At 67.4% G+C, this 14,591-nt stretch carries 18 protein-coding genes and 1 tRNA gene; 17 read left to right on the top strand and 2 right to left on the bottom strand.

All coding sequences use genetic code 11. The features are described from left to right. The first annotated feature begins 70 nt into the window (after positions 1-70). The 13 genes from C0012_RS03620 to C0012_RS03560 all read left to right on the top strand — a co-directional run bounded on the left by C0012_RS03620 (position 71) and on the right by C0012_RS03560 (position 8,650). Complete coding sequence (locus C0012_RS03620) at positions 71-967, top strand: ABC transporter substrate-binding protein (RefSeq protein ID WP_110589719.1); 897 nt, start codon at positions 71-73, stop codon at positions 965-967. Between the two features lie 13 nt (positions 968-980). Further along, positions 981-1,898 (top strand): amino acid ABC transporter permease, encoded by a 918-nt coding sequence (locus tag C0012_RS03615; protein WP_162621908.1) that lies wholly within the window; start codon positions 981-983, stop codon positions 1,896-1,898. Then, the gene (locus tag C0012_RS03610; protein WP_198411051.1) at positions 1,895-2,680 is read left to right on the top strand and encodes an amino acid ABC transporter ATP-binding protein; all 786 of its coding nucleotides are present in this window, start codon (positions 1,895-1,897) and stop codon (positions 2,678-2,680) included. The genes C0012_RS03615 and C0012_RS03610 overlap by 4 nt, the downstream gene beginning before the upstream one ends. A gap of 144 nt (positions 2,681-2,824) precedes the next feature. Beyond that, positions 2,825-2,897 (top strand) — tRNA-Trp (locus tag C0012_RS03605). A 36-nt stretch (positions 2,898-2,933) separates the two neighbouring features. Further along, positions 2,934-3,197 (top strand): preprotein translocase subunit SecE, encoded by a 264-nt coding sequence (gene secE, locus C0012_RS03600; RefSeq protein WP_110589721.1) that lies wholly within the window; start codon positions 2,934-2,936, stop codon positions 3,195-3,197. A 16-nt stretch (positions 3,198-3,213) separates the two neighbouring features. After that, positions 3,214-4,212: a transcription termination/antitermination protein NusG gene (nusG, locus tag C0012_RS03595; protein WP_110589722.1), complete on the top strand. Its 999-nt coding sequence runs from the start codon at positions 3,214-3,216 to the stop codon at positions 4,210-4,212. A 145-nt stretch (positions 4,213-4,357) separates the two neighbouring features. Further along, positions 4,358-4,789, top strand: coding sequence for a 50S ribosomal protein L11 (gene rplK / locus C0012_RS03590; protein WP_110589723.1), 432 nt, complete (start codon positions 4,358-4,360; stop codon positions 4,787-4,789). A gap of 13 nt (positions 4,790-4,802) precedes the next feature. Then, positions 4,803-5,501 (top strand): 50S ribosomal protein L1, encoded by a 699-nt coding sequence (rplA, locus tag C0012_RS03585; protein WP_110589724.1) that lies wholly within the window; start codon positions 4,803-4,805, stop codon positions 5,499-5,501. 166 nt (positions 5,502-5,667) lie between these two features. Next, positions 5,668-6,285, top strand: a complete 618-nt coding sequence (locus tag C0012_RS03580; protein ID WP_110589725.1) for a SipW-dependent-type signal peptide-containing protein — start codon at positions 5,668-5,670, stop codon at positions 6,283-6,285. A gap of 52 nt (positions 6,286-6,337) precedes the next feature. Further along, entirely contained in the window at positions 6,338-6,904 is a 567-nt protein-coding gene (locus C0012_RS03575; protein WP_232527763.1) for a SipW-dependent-type signal peptide-containing protein, read from the top strand. A 29-nt stretch (positions 6,905-6,933) separates the two neighbouring features. Then, positions 6,934-7,482 carry a signal peptidase I gene (locus tag C0012_RS03570; RefSeq protein WP_110589772.1) on the top strand — a complete coding sequence of 183 codons (549 nt, stop codon included), beginning with the start codon at positions 6,934-6,936 and terminating at the stop codon, positions 7,480-7,482. Then, positions 7,479-8,108, top strand: coding sequence for a hypothetical protein (locus C0012_RS03565; RefSeq protein WP_110589727.1), 630 nt, complete (start codon positions 7,479-7,481; stop codon positions 8,106-8,108). The genes C0012_RS03570 and C0012_RS03565 overlap by 4 nt, the downstream gene beginning before the upstream one ends. Continuing rightward, positions 8,105-8,650 (top strand): hypothetical protein, encoded by a 546-nt coding sequence (locus tag C0012_RS03560; protein WP_110589728.1) that lies wholly within the window; start codon positions 8,105-8,107, stop codon positions 8,648-8,650. Before C0012_RS03565 ends, C0012_RS03560 begins: the two co-directional genes overlap by 4 nt. 94 nt (positions 8,651-8,744) lie before the next feature. Here the strand turns inward: C0012_RS03560 and C0012_RS03555 are convergent, their stop codons facing one another. After that, a complete protein-coding gene (locus tag C0012_RS03555; RefSeq protein WP_110589729.1) occupies positions 8,745-9,212 on the bottom strand; it encodes a MarR family winged helix-turn-helix transcriptional regulator in 468 nt (155 codons plus the stop codon). Continuing rightward, complete coding sequence (locus C0012_RS03550) at positions 9,205-10,902, bottom strand: MDR family MFS transporter (protein WP_232527762.1); 1,698 nt, start codon at positions 10,900-10,902, stop codon at positions 9,205-9,207. The genes C0012_RS03555 and C0012_RS03550 overlap by 8 nt, the downstream gene beginning before the upstream one ends. 143 nt (positions 10,903-11,045) lie before the next feature. On the opposite strand from C0012_RS03550, the gene C0012_RS03545 reads away from it, so the two are divergent. From C0012_RS03545 to C0012_RS03530, 4 genes are all read left to right on the top strand, one after another. After that, positions 11,046-11,732, top strand: a complete 687-nt coding sequence (locus C0012_RS03545) for a YqaJ viral recombinase family protein (RefSeq protein WP_198411050.1) — start codon at positions 11,046-11,048, stop codon at positions 11,730-11,732. Positions 11,733-12,034: 302 nt separating this feature from the next. Then, positions 12,035-12,550: a 50S ribosomal protein L10 gene (gene rplJ / locus C0012_RS03540; RefSeq protein WP_110589731.1), complete on the top strand. Its 516-nt coding sequence runs from the start codon at positions 12,035-12,037 to the stop codon at positions 12,548-12,550. Between the two features lie 55 nt (positions 12,551-12,605). After that, positions 12,606-12,995, top strand: coding sequence for a 50S ribosomal protein L7/L12 (gene rplL, locus C0012_RS03535; protein ID WP_110589732.1), 390 nt, complete (start codon positions 12,606-12,608; stop codon positions 12,993-12,995). A gap of 261 nt (positions 12,996-13,256) precedes the next feature. Continuing rightward, the gene (locus C0012_RS03530) at positions 13,257-14,588 is read left to right on the top strand and encodes an ABC transporter substrate-binding protein (RefSeq protein WP_110589733.1); all 1,332 of its coding nucleotides are present in this window, start codon (positions 13,257-13,259) and stop codon (positions 14,586-14,588) included. Positions 14,589-14,591: the final 3 nt, after the last annotated feature.

Raw genomic sequence — 14,591 nt, 5'->3', positions numbered from 1 at the left:
AACGCCCTTCGGGAGGGGCGTTTCGCCGCCGCCGTAGCGGCTTCCCAGGCGTGCTCGGCAGAATAGACGAATGCGTCCTTCCCGCCTTCTTCTTGCGCCCGCCGCCCTCGCGGTCGCGGCGCTCGCCGTGTCCTGCTCCTCCTCGCCCGACGACGAGACCGGAGCGGCCCCTGCAGCCGAGGCCGACGAGACCCTCGCGGCTCTCGTGCCCGACGACGTGCGCGACGCGGGGTCCGTCACTGTCGGCACGGAGGCGCAGTACCCGCCGTACGAGTTCGTCGACGCCGCCGACGGAGAGACGATCACGGGCCTCGACATCGATCTGCTCGCGGCCGCGACGGCGAAGCTCGGGCTCGAGTACGAGCTCAGCAACGTCGCCTTCGACACGCTGTTGCCGTCGCTCGACTCCGAGCGATACGACCTCGTTGTCGCGGGCATCACCGACAGTGTTGAGCGCCAGGCGAACTATGACTTCGTCGACTACTTCTCGGCCGACCAGGCGATCATCGTCCCCGCGGGCAACCCCGAGGGGATCTCGGAGATGAGCGACCTGTGTGGGCTCACGGTGTCGGTCCTCGTCGACTCGACCCAGCAGTCGCTGCTGGAGGCCGAGAACGAGGGAAGCTGCCAGGGCGACCCGATCGACATCCTGACCCAGCAGACCGACACCGAGGCGCTGACGCAGGTGCAGAGCGAGCGCGCCGTCGCGACGCTCACGCAGGAGGCTGTCGGGGTGTACAACGCCTCGCAGATCCAGGGCGGTGCGGCATTCGAGGTCGCGAACGACGGGCCGATCAGCGGCGAGCCCCTCGGCTTCGTCTTCGCGAAGGGCGATGACGAGCTGCGCGACGCGTTCCAGGCGGCGCTCCAGTCACTCGTCGACGACGGGACGTACGCCGAGATCCTCGAGCGCTGGGACGTCTCGCTCGGCGCGCTCGACGAGATCACCGTCAACGGCGCGGAGTGACGCGAGCGCTGTCATGACCGATCCCCGTACGATGCAGGCCCCGCGCCGGGTCGTCCCTGTGCGTCACTACGGACAGTGGGCGGGCGTTGCGGCGCTCGTGCTGCTCGCGGCGCTGATCGTCTGGCAGATCGCGCAGAACAGCGTCATCCGCTGGGATCTGATCTTCTCGCGCGTCGGGGCGGAGGCGATCCTCGAGGGCATGGCGGTGACCGTCGTGCTGACGGTTGTCGCGATGGTGCTGGGAGTGGCACTCGGCGTCGTGATCGCGGTGATGCGGATCTCGGGCAATCCGGTTCTCGCGACGGTCGCTTGGCTGTTCGTGTGGGTGTTCCGCGGCACGCCCCTCCTCGTGCAGGTGCTCATCTGGTTCAACCTGGCTCTCTTCATCCCGACGATCGGGGTCGGCGAGTTCCAGATTCCGCTCAACACGATCTCTCCGTTCCTCGCGGCACTCATCGCGCTGACCCTCAACGAGGCCGCGTACATGTCGGAGATCGTGCGCGGTGGGCTCCTGTCCGTCGATCGTGGGCAGCACGAAGCGGCTGGCGCGCTCGGCATGACGCCCGCCCAGACGCTGCGCCGCATCATCCTCCCGCAGGCGATGCGGGCGATCCTGCCGCCCACGGGCAACGAGCTCGTGACGCTGCTCAAGGAGACGTCGCTCGTCTCGGTGATCGGCGCCGGCGACCTGCTCTACCGCGCTCGCCAGATCGGCGCCGCCGACTTCAGCCTCATGGAGATGCTGCTCGTGGCGAGCGTCTGGTATCTCTTCCTCACCTCGATCGCGAGCGTCCTGCAGACCTGGCTCGAACGTCGTTTCGCGAAGGATGCACCGAAGCGGCCCGGCGCGTTCACGCGGCTTTTCGGCTTTCGTGGAACACCGCGTGACGAACACAGCGCCGCCGACACCACGAAGGAGCAGGGCGCATGACCGAGAGGATGTCCGCAGCGGATCCGCTCGTCACGGTTTCGCACGTCGGCAAGTCGTTCGGCCACACCCAGGTGCTGCGCGACGTAAACCTCGAGGTCCACGCGGGAGAGGTCGTCGGGATCCTCGGTCCGTCAGGTTCGGGCAAGTCGACGCTGCTGCGCTGCATCAATCACCTCGAGGAGCTCGATGCAGGCGAGATCCGGGTCGACGGCGTGCTCGTCGGCTACCGCGAGCATCGAGGCCGCCTCTACGAGCTGCGGCCGAAGGAGGTCGCCCTCCGCCGGCGCGACCTCGGGATGGTGTTCCAGCGCTTCAATCTCTTCGGGCACATGACGGCGCTCGAGAACGTGATGGAGGCTCCGGTCCGTGTGCTGCGGCGGCCGAAGGCCGAGGTGCGCACCGAGGCGCTCGATCTGCTCGATCGGGTGGGGCTCGCCCACCGTGCCGACGTCTACCCGTCCCAGCTGTCGGGCGGTCAGCAGCAGCGCGTGGCGATTGCGCGGGCGCTTGCGATGAAGCCCAAGGTCATGCTCTTCGACGAGCCTACGAGCGCGCTCGACCCTGAGCTTGTGGGGGAGGTGCTCGCCGTGATGCGGCAGCTCGCTGCCGACGGGATGACGATGATCGTCGTGACCCACGAGATGAGCTTCGCCCGCGAAGTCTGCGACCGAGTCGTCTTCATGGCGGACGGTGTGGTCGTCGAGCAGGGGCCTGCTGCGCAGGTCATCGACGCGCCGCGCCACGAGCGCACGCGCACCTTCCTCGCGCGTGTCGGGCGGTGAGCGACGCGCGCGGGGCCGAGCCCGGTTCGCGCCGTCGTACCCCATGCCGTATGATCGATAGAGCAGTTCCGCGCTGCATCCTTCGCTGTGCCTCGGGCATCAGTGGCGGGTGAGGTGGGGGATTCCGAGGTCGCTTCGGCCTCTAGGGCGGTAGCTCAATTGGCAGAGCAGCGGTCTCCAAAACCGCAGGTTGCAGGTTCGATTCCTGTCCGCCCTGCGCGTCAGCGGCACGCTGACTCACGAAAGGTGACGAATGGCTCAGGATGCAGCTGGTGGCATGGCCGCCGCCGCGGGCGGTGCGAGCGCAGGCAAGAAGCCGAATTTCTTCGCGCGGATCGCGCTGTTCTTCCGTGAGGTCATCGCGGAGCTTCGCAAGGTTGTCACGCCGACCCGCAAGGAGCTCCTGAAGTTCACGAGCGTCGTGCTGGGCTTCGTCGTCGTGATGATGGCCCTCATCTTCGGGCTCGACACGGTCTTCTCGTGGGTGGTGGACGTCGTCTTCGGCGTTCCGAACTAGATCGAAAGAGGCAAACGTGTCCGAGAAGCATCTCGACGACGCCGACTGGGCCCCCGCGGCTGAGCAGTCGAGCGAGGACGACGAGGCCCAGACGGGCAACATCCTCGCAGGCAACGAGAAGGCGAGCGACGCCGCCGAGCACAAGGCGATGCATGTCGACGACGGCAGCGGCCTTGCCGACAGCGAAGAAATCTCCATCGCAGACCCGGAGGCAGACGCGATCGTGAACGACGCACTCAACATCGACGAGACCGCCGAGGCGGAGGCTGCGGCCGAGGTCCTGTCCGACGACTCCGCAGACGAGAGCGCGGCTGCGCCTGCTGAGGCCCCCGAGGTGGCCGAGGCTGAGGTCGACGCACCCGAGGCGGAAGCTCCGGAAGTAGAGGACGACGACCCTTACGCCGAGTTCCGTGCCGAACTGCGCACGCTCGAGGGCAAGTGGTACGTGATCCACTCCTACGCGGGCTTCGAGCGCAAGGTGAAGACGAACATCGAGCAGCGCAAGCAGACGCTCGAGGTCGAGGACGACATCTACCAGGTCGAGGTCCCGATGGAGGACGTCGTCGAGATCAAGAACGGTCAGCGCAAGATGGTGACGCGCGTGCGCGTGCCCGGCTACGTTCTCGTGCGCATGGAGCTCAACGAGGACACCTGGTCGGTTGTCCGCCACACGCCCGGCGTGACGGGCTTCGTCGGCAACGCGCACAACCCGGCGCCGCTCCGCTTCGAAGAGGCGTTCAACATGCTGAAGCCGCTCGCCGAGATCAAGGAGGCCGAGAAGGCCGCCGCCGGCGACGAGAAGGCCAAGGAGGCCACGGCGTCGCGTTCGATGCCCGCCGAGGTCGACTTCGAGATCGGCGAGACGATCACGATCAAGGACGGCTCGTTCGCGGGCCTGCCGGGCACGATCAACGAGATCAACCCCGCGAGCGGCAAGCTCACGGTCCTCGTGTCGCTGTTCGAGCGCGAGACCCCGGTCGAGCTGTCGTTCGACCAGGTCTCGAAGATGGCCTGATCCGGATCAACGGATTTCCTGGATCTGTCCAGGCTGCTCATGCATAATGTGTGAGTTTGCGCGCTTCGGCGCGCCACAGACACCGCACCTCTTCGGGTGTGGGAGAGCGCACGCACACGGCGCGCGTTCGACGAAAGGATAAACAATGGCACCGAAGAAGAAGGTCTCGGGGCTCATCAAGCTCCAGATCCAGGCCGGCCAGGCCAACCCGGCGCCGCCGATCGGCCCTGCCCTGGGTCAGCACGGCGTCAACATCATGGAGTTCTGCAAGGCGTACAACGCCGCGACGGAGCAGCAGCGCGGCAACGTCGTCCCCGTGGAGATCACGGTCTACGAGGACCGCAGCTTCTCGTTCGTCCTGAAGACGCCGCCGGCGGCCGAGCTCATCAAGAAGGCTGCGGGCGTCAAGAGCGGTTCGGGTACGCCCCACACCGTCAAGGTCGGCAAGATCACGAAGGAGCAGGTCGAGGAGATCGCCAAGACCAAGCAGCCTGATCTGAACGCGAACGACCTCGATGCCGCTTCGAAGATCGTCGCCGGCACCGCCCGTTCCATGGGCATCACGGTCGAGGGCTGAGGGGATAACGAACATGGCAAAGTCCAAGGCTTACACCGCCGCAGCCGCCAAGCTCGAGGAGGGGCGCTTCTACACGCCCGCCGAGGCAGTCGCGCTCGCCAAGGAGACCGGATCCGCGAAGTTCGACTCGACCGTCGAGGTCGCACTGAAGCTCGCCGTCGACCCGCGCAAGGCAGACCAGATGGTGCGCGGCACCGTCATGCTCCCGCACGGCACCGGTAAGACCGCGAAGGTCATCGTGTTCGCGAACGGCGACGCCGCTGAGGCCGCCATCGCCGCGGGCGCGGACGAGGTCGGCGGTGCCGAGCTCATCCAGAAGGTCGCCGACGGTTGGACCGACTTCGACGCGGCTGTTGCCGTTCCGGAGCTCATGGGCCAGGTCGGTCGACTCGGCAAGGTTCTCGGTCCGCGCGGTCTCATGCCCAACCCCAAGACGGGCACGGTCACGCCGAACCCGGCGAAGGCCGTTGAGGAGATCAAGGGCGGCAAGATCGACTTCCGCGTCGACAAGCACGCCAACCTCCACTTCATCGTGGGCAAGGCCTCGTTCGACCTCGACAAGCTCGACGAGAACATCCAGGCCGCGCTCGACGAGGTCGTGCGCCTGAAGCCGTCCAGCGCCAAGGGTCGCTACATCCAGAAGGGATCGGTGTCGACCACATTCGGCCCCGGCATCCCGCTCGACGTGAACTCGATCGCCGCTGCGGTCTGAGTCTCGTCTCGAACGCCCCGTCGCATCCGCGGCGGGGCGTTCGTCGTTCCCGCGGGGCGTTGGCGAGGGGCTCTTGTCTCGACGTGAGTCCTGGAGAATACTGGTCCGCACAATGCCGTGAGTCTTCGACGCAAGGGGCGTCCCTCGCGGCGCGGGGGGATGATCCATGTCTGAACGCACCACCGTGCGGCGCCGCAAGGTGCTCGCAATCCTCGCCGGCGGCCTCGTCGTCGGCGTGGGCGCGGCATATACGCTCGCCACCTGGAACGACTCGGAGTTCCTCACCGGTACGTTCGCGGCCGGCTCCTTCAATCTGGAGGGATCGCTCGACGACGTCGCCTATGCGGAGCATTCCGACGCCGCGGCGGCTGAGCAGCTCGATCAGGTCCAGTTCGTCGCCGAGACGTCGAACATGGTGCCCGGAGAAGTCGCCTACGACTCGTTCTTCGTCCGCCTCGACGACGCGACGAGCGTCGACGGCACGCTCTCCCAGGCGAGCGTGGCTGCGACGGGCGACGCCGCTCAATACGGCTACGTCGTCGCGGCGATCGGTGCGGCCGAGACCTGCGATGCGGCAACGGTCGCGGCCGGAACGGTGCTCGGCGAGGGGGCGACGCTCGACACGAACACGGCGACGGCAACGGCCGACGTCCTGCACGGCGACGGCGTCCCGGGCGCCAGCGTCCAGCTCTGCTTCGCGATCACGGCGGGTGACGACCTCGCGCAGGCCGCGACGGCGACCGCGACGTGGGAGTTCCAGGCGACCTCCGTCGACGCGAACTGAGATGTCCCGGCGGGAGCATACGCCGCGCTCGCGGTCACGTGCGCTCCGACGCGTGCGGGCGATCCTCGCGAGCGGCATCGTGTTCGGCGTCGGCGCCGCCTCCACGCTCGCCGCCTGGACGGACAGGGAGCACGCGACGGCAACATTCTCGGCAGGCTCCTTCGGGATCGAGGGGGCGACGAACGGCATCGATTACGCCGAGCACGCTGACGCAGCGGGTGCTGCCGCGCTCGACTTCACGGTTGCCGCCCTCGAGCTGGTGCCGGGGCAGACCGTGTACGCGGGATTCTCTGTGCGCACGGTTGCGGGCTCCGTCGCGGGAACGGCGCAGCTGTCTGCGGATGACGGCAACGACGCGGGTCTCGGTGCATTCCTCCGATACGGGGTGCGCACCATCGGGGAGACGAATTGCGACGCGACGACGTTCGCGGCGGGGAGCGAGGTCGTTCCGACAGGATCCGCACCAACGACGAACTCGTCGACGACGCAGGAGTTGGCCGCGGCGGCGGGATCCATCGTCACCTACTGCTTCGCCGTGACGCTGCCCGATTCGACCGGGAATGAGGCGCAGGGGCAGGAGGCGGTGCCGCGGTGGGTCGTCACAGCGCAGTCGGAGTGAGGGGAGAGACCGCGGCGGCGCGTCACGCGATGCGTCGCCCTCCTCGTGCGCTGCACGCGGTCCGAGAGGCTCTGCTCTGGGTCGCGGCGGCGGGCGGCGTGGTGTGCGCGACGCTCGTCGTCCTCGCCCTCGTCTTCGATATCAGCCTCATGATGTTCCGCACGGGCTCCATGGCACCGGCGATCCCCGCCGGATCCGTCGCCGTCGTACGAGAGGTGCCCGCCAGGGAGGTCGCGGTGGGAGATGTCATCACGGTGGATCGCGGCGCGTCTCGTCTCCCCGTCACACACCGAGTCACGAGCGTGGAGGAGGGGCAGAACCCTGGCGAGCGGATCATCACGATGCGCGGTGACGCGAACGACGCGGACGACCCGTTCCCGTACGAGGTGACGACCGTGCGTGAGACCCTGTTTTCTGTGCCCGGTATCGCCCCTGCCATCGTCTGGCTGGGGCATCCGCTCGTGCTCGGGGGCCTCACTCTCGCGGCGGGTCTGCTGGTGGGTTGGGCGTTTTGGCCCCAGGACCGTGACGACCGTTCTGATCGCAGACGCGCCGAGCCCGTGGGGCAGCTGACATGAGGCGCGCGTGGGCGATTGGCGCGTTGATCCTCGCGATTCTCCTCGCCCCGAGTGCCGCCTCGGCAACGGCGGCCCCAGACGTCGTCGAGGGAGAGCGACTGCGTCTCGTGTCGGTCCTCGACGAGAGAGCGGCGACCGACCTGTCACCGGGTCAGCGCGTCGACTGGCTCGTCGAGGTGAGCGCTGCTCCGGGTGATCCGGGCCGCATCGACATCTCCCTGGCCGCATCCGGTGAGATGGACGTCGACGTCACGGTCCTTCGGTGCGCCGTCGCGTGGACAGGCGGATCGTGCGCCGCCGGCGAGGAGCGGCTGCGGTCCGGGTTCGCAGCACCCCGTGACGGATCGCGGGAGCGGCTGCTGCGGATCGACGCCGACGAGACGGCACGATTGCTTCTGTCGATCGCTGCGCCGGCGGATGCGCAGGAGGGGGAGCGCACCGAGCTGCGCGTGTTGGCTCATGGGCTCGGCGAAGAGATCGAGGCGGGGTCTGCGCCCGACGATGGCGACGGGCTCGCGACGACGGGCAACGGCCTGCCGTGGTTCGTCGTCTGGGGCGGGATTGCGATCGTCGGAGTGGGGACGACGCTCGCCGTGGACTACCGACGCAGGAGGGCGCGCACATGAAGCGGCGCCGGATGATCGGGATCATGGCGCTGAGCGTCATGGCTGTGTCGGTCGTGATGGGCGGGGCCGTCGCGCAGCAGACACAGGCTGACTTCACCGACGCCGAGCACGCGGCGTCTGGCCAGACGCTCGGCACGGTGCAGCTTCAGGCTCCCGACATCGTTTCGACGAGCTGTCAGCGCCCGAGCGCGCTGAATCTGGCGCAGCCGTTCCTCACGGTGACGTGGCGCTGGCCGCAGGATTCGACCCCCTACAGCGGATTTTCTCCGGAGAATGTTCGGTGGAGCATCGACGGCACGACCGCGACCGTCACGACGACGGGCCCCGACGCGAGCGGCGTCTACACGACGACGCTCAGCAACGGCGTCCTCCAGCAGATCCTCGGATCCCTTCTCGATCTGCTTCTCGGCTCGAGCTTCGATGTCACGGCGCGCACCGTGTGGACCCCCGGAACGGCGGAGTGGCAGTCGCCGCAGATGAAGACCGTCGCCGTCCGGATCCCCGCTCTCGGTGGGATCGAATGCCCCAACCCCGACGCGTGACGGAGCGCCCCGAAGGATCCGATTCGCGGGTGCCGTCTGGTCGTTTCGCAGGATCCGAACGACCACGCGGCACCCGCGAACGGGTGCGGCGACGTCAGTCCTCGCCGAATGGATCCCGTTCTGTGAGGGCGTGGAGGAGCTCGCCGAGGCGGTGCACGTCCTCGACGGGCCACTCCGCGAGGCGCGCGTGAAGGCTCTGCTCCTGCCGGGTGCGCACCGCGGCGAGGCGCGTGTTGCCGCTCTCGGTCGGCTCGATCACGAACGAGCGCCGATCGGATTCGTCCGGCCGACGGGTGACGAGACCGGCCTCCTCGAGATCGCGCACCGCGCGGCTGACCTGGCCCTTGTCCATGTCGAGCCAGCAGGCGAGCGTCGACGCGGTCACCGGTGCATGGCGCGCGATCACCGTGAACATCTTGAACGTGGCGGGATGCAGGCCGGGCTGGAGCGACTCGGCGTTGCGCTTGACCAGTCGTCGGAACTGCGCGAACACGTCGCCCAGGCTGGACTGGACGAAGCGGACGGCTTCGGCGCGCCGCTCGTCCTCAGGGGTGTCAGTCATCGTCTCGTGGGGTCTCGGATCCTTCGGGGGTGTGCGTGGGGATCGCACCTGTCGACGCTACCGCGGTCTGCGTGGCACGTTCGGCGCCCACCTGCGTCGTCGACGCCTCAGCGGACTTTCGGTCCTCGAGCCGCTCGATCGTCGTCTGCGTGACGAGCCGTGCCTTCGGCAGGAAGCAGATGGCGACGAGACTGAGAATCGCCAGGGGCACACCGACGAGGAATGCGTGCGAGATGGCGTTCGCGGCGATGTCCTCGATGATCACAGCGATCGTCTCGGGCATGTCGCGCGTCGTCGGCAAGGTGCCGGCCGCGAGCTGCTCGGCGACGGCCCGGCCCTCTGCTCCGAGGGAGGCGACAGCGGCGCCGATCTCGGACATCCGATCGGTCACCTGCTGCGTCATGCTGGCGGCGAGGACGGATCCCATGATCGCGACGCCCGCTGTGCCGCCGACCGAACGGAAGAAGTTCACGCCTGAGCTCGCGACGCCCATCCGGGTCGGATCCGCGGAGTTCTGCACGACGAGGACGAGGTTCTGCATCGTCATGCCCGTGCCGGAGCCGAGCAGGAACATGAATACGCCCACGAGCCACAGGGGTGTGTCGACCTGCAACGTCGAGAGCAGCCCGGTGCCGGCCACGAGCAGCGTGCCGCCCAGGATGAGGTAGGGCTTCCAGATGCCCGTACGTGAGACGATCTGGCCGATCACGGTCGAGGCGCCAAGCATTCCCGCCGCCATCGGAATCGTCAGCAGGCCGGCCTCGGTCGGGCCGAAGCCGCGCGCGATCTGCAGGTACTGGCTGAGATAGATGGCGGTGCCGAACATCGACACGCCGATCGAGACCGAGGCGAGAACCGCCAGCGTGAACGTGCGGTCACGGAACATCTGCATCGGGATGAGAGGCTCGGCCGACCGTCGTTCGACGAGGATGAATGCGATCGTTGCGACGACGCCGATGCCGACCATGTAGAGCGTCTCCCAGCTGGCCCAGCCGTAGTCGGAGACGTTCGAGATCCATACGAGCAGGAAGCCCGCCGCGACGCTCAGCAGCCCGATGCCGAGATAGTCGATGCGCACTTTGCCTGCGCGATGCTGCGAGATGTGCAGCGTGCGGGTGATCACGATGAACGCGATGATGCCGAGCGGGACGCCGACGTAGAAGTTCCAGCGCCATCCGATGGTGTCGGTGAGCAGCCCTCCGAGGAGCGGGCCGCCGACCGTGCCGATCGCCATGACGCCGGCCATGAGTCCCATGTAGCGGCCGCGCTCGCGCGGGCTGATGATGTCGGCCATGAGGATCTGCGCCATCGACTGCAGGCCGCCGCCGCCGATGCCCTGCAGGGCGCGGAAGAAGATGAGCATCTCGACGTTCTGGCTCAGTCCGGCCCCCGCACTTGCGAGCACGAAGACCGTGAGGGCGATCAGCATGAGCGTCTTGCGGTTCAGGAGATCGGCGAGCTTTCCCCAAATCGGGGTTGAGATCGCTGTCGTCAACAGCGTCATCGTGACGACCCACGTGTAGGAGGTCTGGGATCCCCCGAGCTCCGGGACGATGATCGGCAGAGACGTGCCGACGACGGTCATCGACATCATCGAGCAGAACATCGCCAGGAGCAGCCCGGAAAGGGCCTCGAGTACCTGGCGACGCGACATGCGAGCGGAGACGGTGGTGGAGTGAGGAGAGCTCACGCGCGTCCTTTCCAGCGAGGAAGAGCGGGGCGCGGCACCATCGTCGCGCAAAAGGTTGAGTTTCGTCAACTATAGGTGAGTGGTTGACTTTATGCAACCAATGCGCGTCGCTCCGGGGCGTGCAGGACCGGTCGACTAGGGTCATGAGGGTGCTGACTCCCGATCTGCAGGCCCGTGTCGTGGCCGACTCGCGTGATCGGGTGGCGTGGCTCAAGGCTCGCTCGCAGGGCATCACCGCGACCGACGTCGCGCACCTCTCGACCCCGGCGTCGATCCTCCGTGCGGCGAAGCAGAAGCTGCGGCCGTCCAGCTTCTCGGGGAACGCATACACGGATCACGGTCGTCGCCGTGAGCCCGAGATCGCCGCCTGGATCGAACGCGAGCACGGGATCCTTCCGTCGAGTGCCCTGTTTCGGTCCCACGGCGAGAAGCGACACCTCGCGACGCCTGACGGCATCGTTCAGGATGACGCGGGGCGCGTGACCCTCTCCGAGATCAAGACGACGAACAAGTCGTGGCGTACGATTCCGCGCCAGTATCTGCGGCAAGTGTGGTGGCAGCAGCACGTGCTCGGCGCTGAGCGCACTCTCTTCGCATGGGAGGAGCACCGCGACTTCCGACCGCTCCACGACGATCCGAAGTTCGTGTGGATCGACCGCGACGAGAGCGAGATCGAGAAGCTCGTGGGTATGGCGACCGCTCTGATCGACGAGCTGTACCGCCTCACGACGGGAGCCTCGATCCCGCAGGGGTCGATGAGCCCGCGTGAGCAGGCGATGCTCCGCGCCGCAACGCAGGATGCATATCGGGCGCTCGCGCTCGTCGATTGAGTCGCCCTGCTGGGCGGGCCCGCTCGCGGCGGATCCCCAGCTTCGCGGGTTTGGCGGATCCGCGCCGACTGCCGTACGATGGTCGAAGCCGAAGACCGCCGGTCGTCGAAGCGCGTGCAAACGCACCTCGACCGAAGCACTGCAGACGCAGGGGCCCGCGCAGGTGTGCTGAGATCTTCCCCTGTTTTCAGGATCCGAAAAGCTCCGTGCGCTTGCGCCGGAGCTTTTGTCATGTGTGCGGGCAGGCGGTGCGGCCGGCACCTCACCACCGTGAGGAGCCTCGTACGTATCAAGGAGTGGCCATGGCGCTGAAGGAAGCATCGGTCGCCGAGCTCGCCGACAAGTTCGAGAGCTCGACCGCCGTTCTGCTCACCGAGTACCGCGGCCTGACGGTTGCCGAGCTCAAGGAGCTCCGCGACAGCATTCGTCAGGATGCGGAATACGCCGTGGTGAAGAACACGCTGACCAAGATCGCCGCGGGCAACGCGGGGGTCACGGGCCTCGACGACGACCTTCAGGGGCCGTCGGCGATCGCCTTCGTGCACGGCGACCCGGTCGCCGTCGCGAAGGGTCTGCGCACCTTCGCCAAGGCACACCCTCTTCTCGTGATCAAGGGCGGGTACTTCGACGGTGCCCCGCTCACCGCTGACGAGGTCAACAAGCTGGCCGACCTGGAGAGCCGTGAGGTTCTGCTGTCGAAGGTCGCCGGCATGATGAAGGCCTCGATGTCGAAGGCCGCCGCGGTCTTCCAGGCGCTTCCGTCGAAGACCGTTCGCACGGTCGAGGCGCTGCGCGAGAAGCAGGAGAACGCGGGCTGATCGCCGGCGTTCGCACGACCCACCTACCTAGCTGAAAACACACAGGAGACACATCATGGCGAAGCTCAGCACCGAAGAGCTGCTCAGCGCGTTCGAGGAGCTCACGCTCATCGAGCTCAGCGAGTTCGTGAAGGCGTTCGAGGAGAAGTTCGACGTCACCGCTGCCGCCCCGGCCGCCGTGGCCGTGGCCGGCGCTCCGGCCGGTGGCGACGCCGCCGAGGCAGCCGAGGAGCAGACCGAGTTCGACGTCATCCTCGAGGGTGCCGGCGACAAGAAGATCCAGGTCATCAAGGCTGTCCGCGAGCTCACCTCGCTCGGCCTCGGCGACGCGAAGGGCCTCGTTGACGGCGCCCCGAAGCCCGTTCTCGAGGGCGTCGCGAAGGACGCTGCCGAGGACGCGAAGGCGAAGCTCGAGGAGGCCGGCGCCTCCGTCACGGTCAAGTAAGACCGTTTCACTCGCGAAGCCCGCGGAGCCGTTTCGGCTCCGCGGGCTTCGTCGTGTCCAGGGCATGTCCACAAGTCTTCGCCGAATCCGCAGCTGTTCGCAGCGGACTCGGCGAAGACTTGTGGACATGCGCGGTGACGTGCGTGTCACCTTTTCGTCACGGCGGCGTGGGAGCGTTGCCACGGCGTGCCGCTCGGGGCTAAGTTCGGCACGTGGGCGGAGTCGCCCGATATGTCAACGAAAGCCGATGGGGGCACGACGATGACAACACGACGAAACCGATGGATCCTCACGGGGGCGGGGCTCGCGGCCACCGCTCTCGCACTGACGAGCTGTTCCGGCGGACCGGGCGTCTCCGGGGGCGGTGACGGCGGAGAAGACGGCGGATCCGACAACCAAGTCACCATCTACGGGACGATCGTCGATACCGAGGCCGAGCTGCTCGAGGAGTCGTGGGCCGACTGGGAAGAGGAATCCGGCATCGACATCATCTACGAGGGCTCCCAGGAGTTCGAATCGCAGATCGCGGTGCGCGCCCAGGGCGGCACCCCGCCCGATCTCGCGTTCTTCCCGCAGCCTGGTCTGTTCACCGACCTCGCGGCGCGCGGATACCTCGTTCCCGCCTCCGACGGCGTCGTCTCGAACGTCGAGGAGTTCTGGAGCGAGGACTGGGCCGGCTATCTCACCTACGAGGACGAGATCTACGGCGCACCGCTCATGGCGAACATCAAGGGCTGGATCTGGTACTCCGTCCCCGCGTTCGAAGACAACGGGTGGGAGGCTCCGACCTCGTGGCAGGGGCTTCTCGATCTGACGGAGCAGATCCGCCAGGAGACCGATCAGCCCCCGTGGTGCGTCGGCTTCGGATCCGATGCGGCGACCGGATGGCCGGGAACCGACTGGATCGAGGACCTCGTGCTGCGCGCCCAGGGCACCGACGTCTACGACCAGTGGGTCGCGAACGAGATCCCCTTCACGGGCGACGAGATCAAGCAGGCGTTCGACGACGCGGGGCAGATCATGCTCGACGACAACTACGTGAACGCGAGCTTCGGTGGCGTCAGCTCGATCGACTCGACCGACTTCGGAGCCGTCGCGAACCCGCTCGTCTCGGGTGACTGCATCCTGTCGCACCAGGCCTCGTTCCTCGAGGGCTTCCTCATCGATGCCGGCGGCGAGGTCGCCGAGGACGGCGATGTGTGGGCGTTCATGATGCCTCCCTACGACGAGGGTGGTGACACGGCCGTCACGGGTGGTGGCGAGCTCGTCGGCGCGTTCAACGACGACGAAGACACTGTGGCAGTGCAGGAGTACCTGTCGAGCGCCGAGTGGGCGAACTCGCGCGTCGGACTGGGCGGCGTGATCAGTGCGAACTCCGGCCTCGACCCGTCGCTCGCGTCGAGCCCGATCCTCCAGGAGTCGATCGCACTGCTCCAGGATCCCGCCACCGTCTTCCGCTTCGACGGATCTGACCTCATGCCGGGCGCCGTGGGCGCAGGGTCCTTCTGGAAGGGCATGCGCGACTGGGTCGGCGGCTCCGATGTGGACCGCGTGCTCGAGCAGATCGAGTCGGGCTGGCCGTCCGGCGAGTAGCCC

It is taken from the genome of Microbacterium suaedae (assembly GCF_003254645.1).
Lineage (GTDB): Bacteria > Actinomycetota > Actinomycetes > Actinomycetales > Microbacteriaceae > Microbacterium > Microbacterium suaedae.
Note: the sequence above shows the minus strand (reverse complement) of the source record. Positions and strands in the feature narration are given on the sequence as shown.

Coding starts and splice junctions, on each gene's coding strand:
- C0012_RS03580 (WP_110589725.1), top strand. CDS start 5,668: ATGTCTGAACGCACCACCGTGCGGCGCCGCAAGGTGCTCGCAATCCTC.
- C0012_RS03615 (WP_162621908.1), top strand. CDS start 981: ATGACCGATCCCCGTACGATGCAGGCCCCGCGCCGGGTCGTCCCTGTG.
- C0012_RS03545 (WP_198411050.1), top strand. CDS start 11,046: ATGAGGGTGCTGACTCCCGATCTGCAGGCCCGTGTCGTGGCCGACTCG.
- C0012_RS03555 (WP_110589729.1), bottom strand. CDS start 9,212: ATGACTGACACCCCTGAGGACGAGCGGCGCGCCGAAGCCGTCCGCTTC.
- C0012_RS03530 (WP_110589733.1), top strand. CDS start 13,257: ATGACAACACGACGAAACCGATGGATCCTCACGGGGGCGGGGCTCGCG.
- C0012_RS03560 (WP_110589728.1), top strand. CDS start 8,105: ATGAAGCGGCGCCGGATGATCGGGATCATGGCGCTGAGCGTCATGGCT.
- rplL (WP_110589732.1), top strand. CDS start 12,606: ATGGCGAAGCTCAGCACCGAAGAGCTGCTCAGCGCGTTCGAGGAGCTC.
- secE (WP_110589721.1), top strand. CDS start 2,934: ATGGCTCAGGATGCAGCTGGTGGCATGGCCGCCGCCGCGGGCGGTGCG.
- rplJ (WP_110589731.1), top strand. CDS start 12,035: ATGGCGCTGAAGGAAGCATCGGTCGCCGAGCTCGCCGACAAGTTCGAG.
- rplA (WP_110589724.1), top strand. CDS start 4,803: ATGGCAAAGTCCAAGGCTTACACCGCCGCAGCCGCCAAGCTCGAGGAG.
- rplK (WP_110589723.1), top strand. CDS start 4,358: ATGGCACCGAAGAAGAAGGTCTCGGGGCTCATCAAGCTCCAGATCCAG.
- C0012_RS03565 (WP_110589727.1), top strand. CDS start 7,479: ATGAGGCGCGCGTGGGCGATTGGCGCGTTGATCCTCGCGATTCTCCTC.
- C0012_RS03620 (WP_110589719.1), top strand. CDS start 71: ATGCGTCCTTCCCGCCTTCTTCTTGCGCCCGCCGCCCTCGCGGTCGCG.
- C0012_RS03570 (WP_110589772.1), top strand. CDS start 6,934: ATGCGTCGCCCTCCTCGTGCGCTGCACGCGGTCCGAGAGGCTCTGCTC.
- C0012_RS03610 (WP_198411051.1), top strand. CDS start 1,895: ATGACCGAGAGGATGTCCGCAGCGGATCCGCTCGTCACGGTTTCGCAC.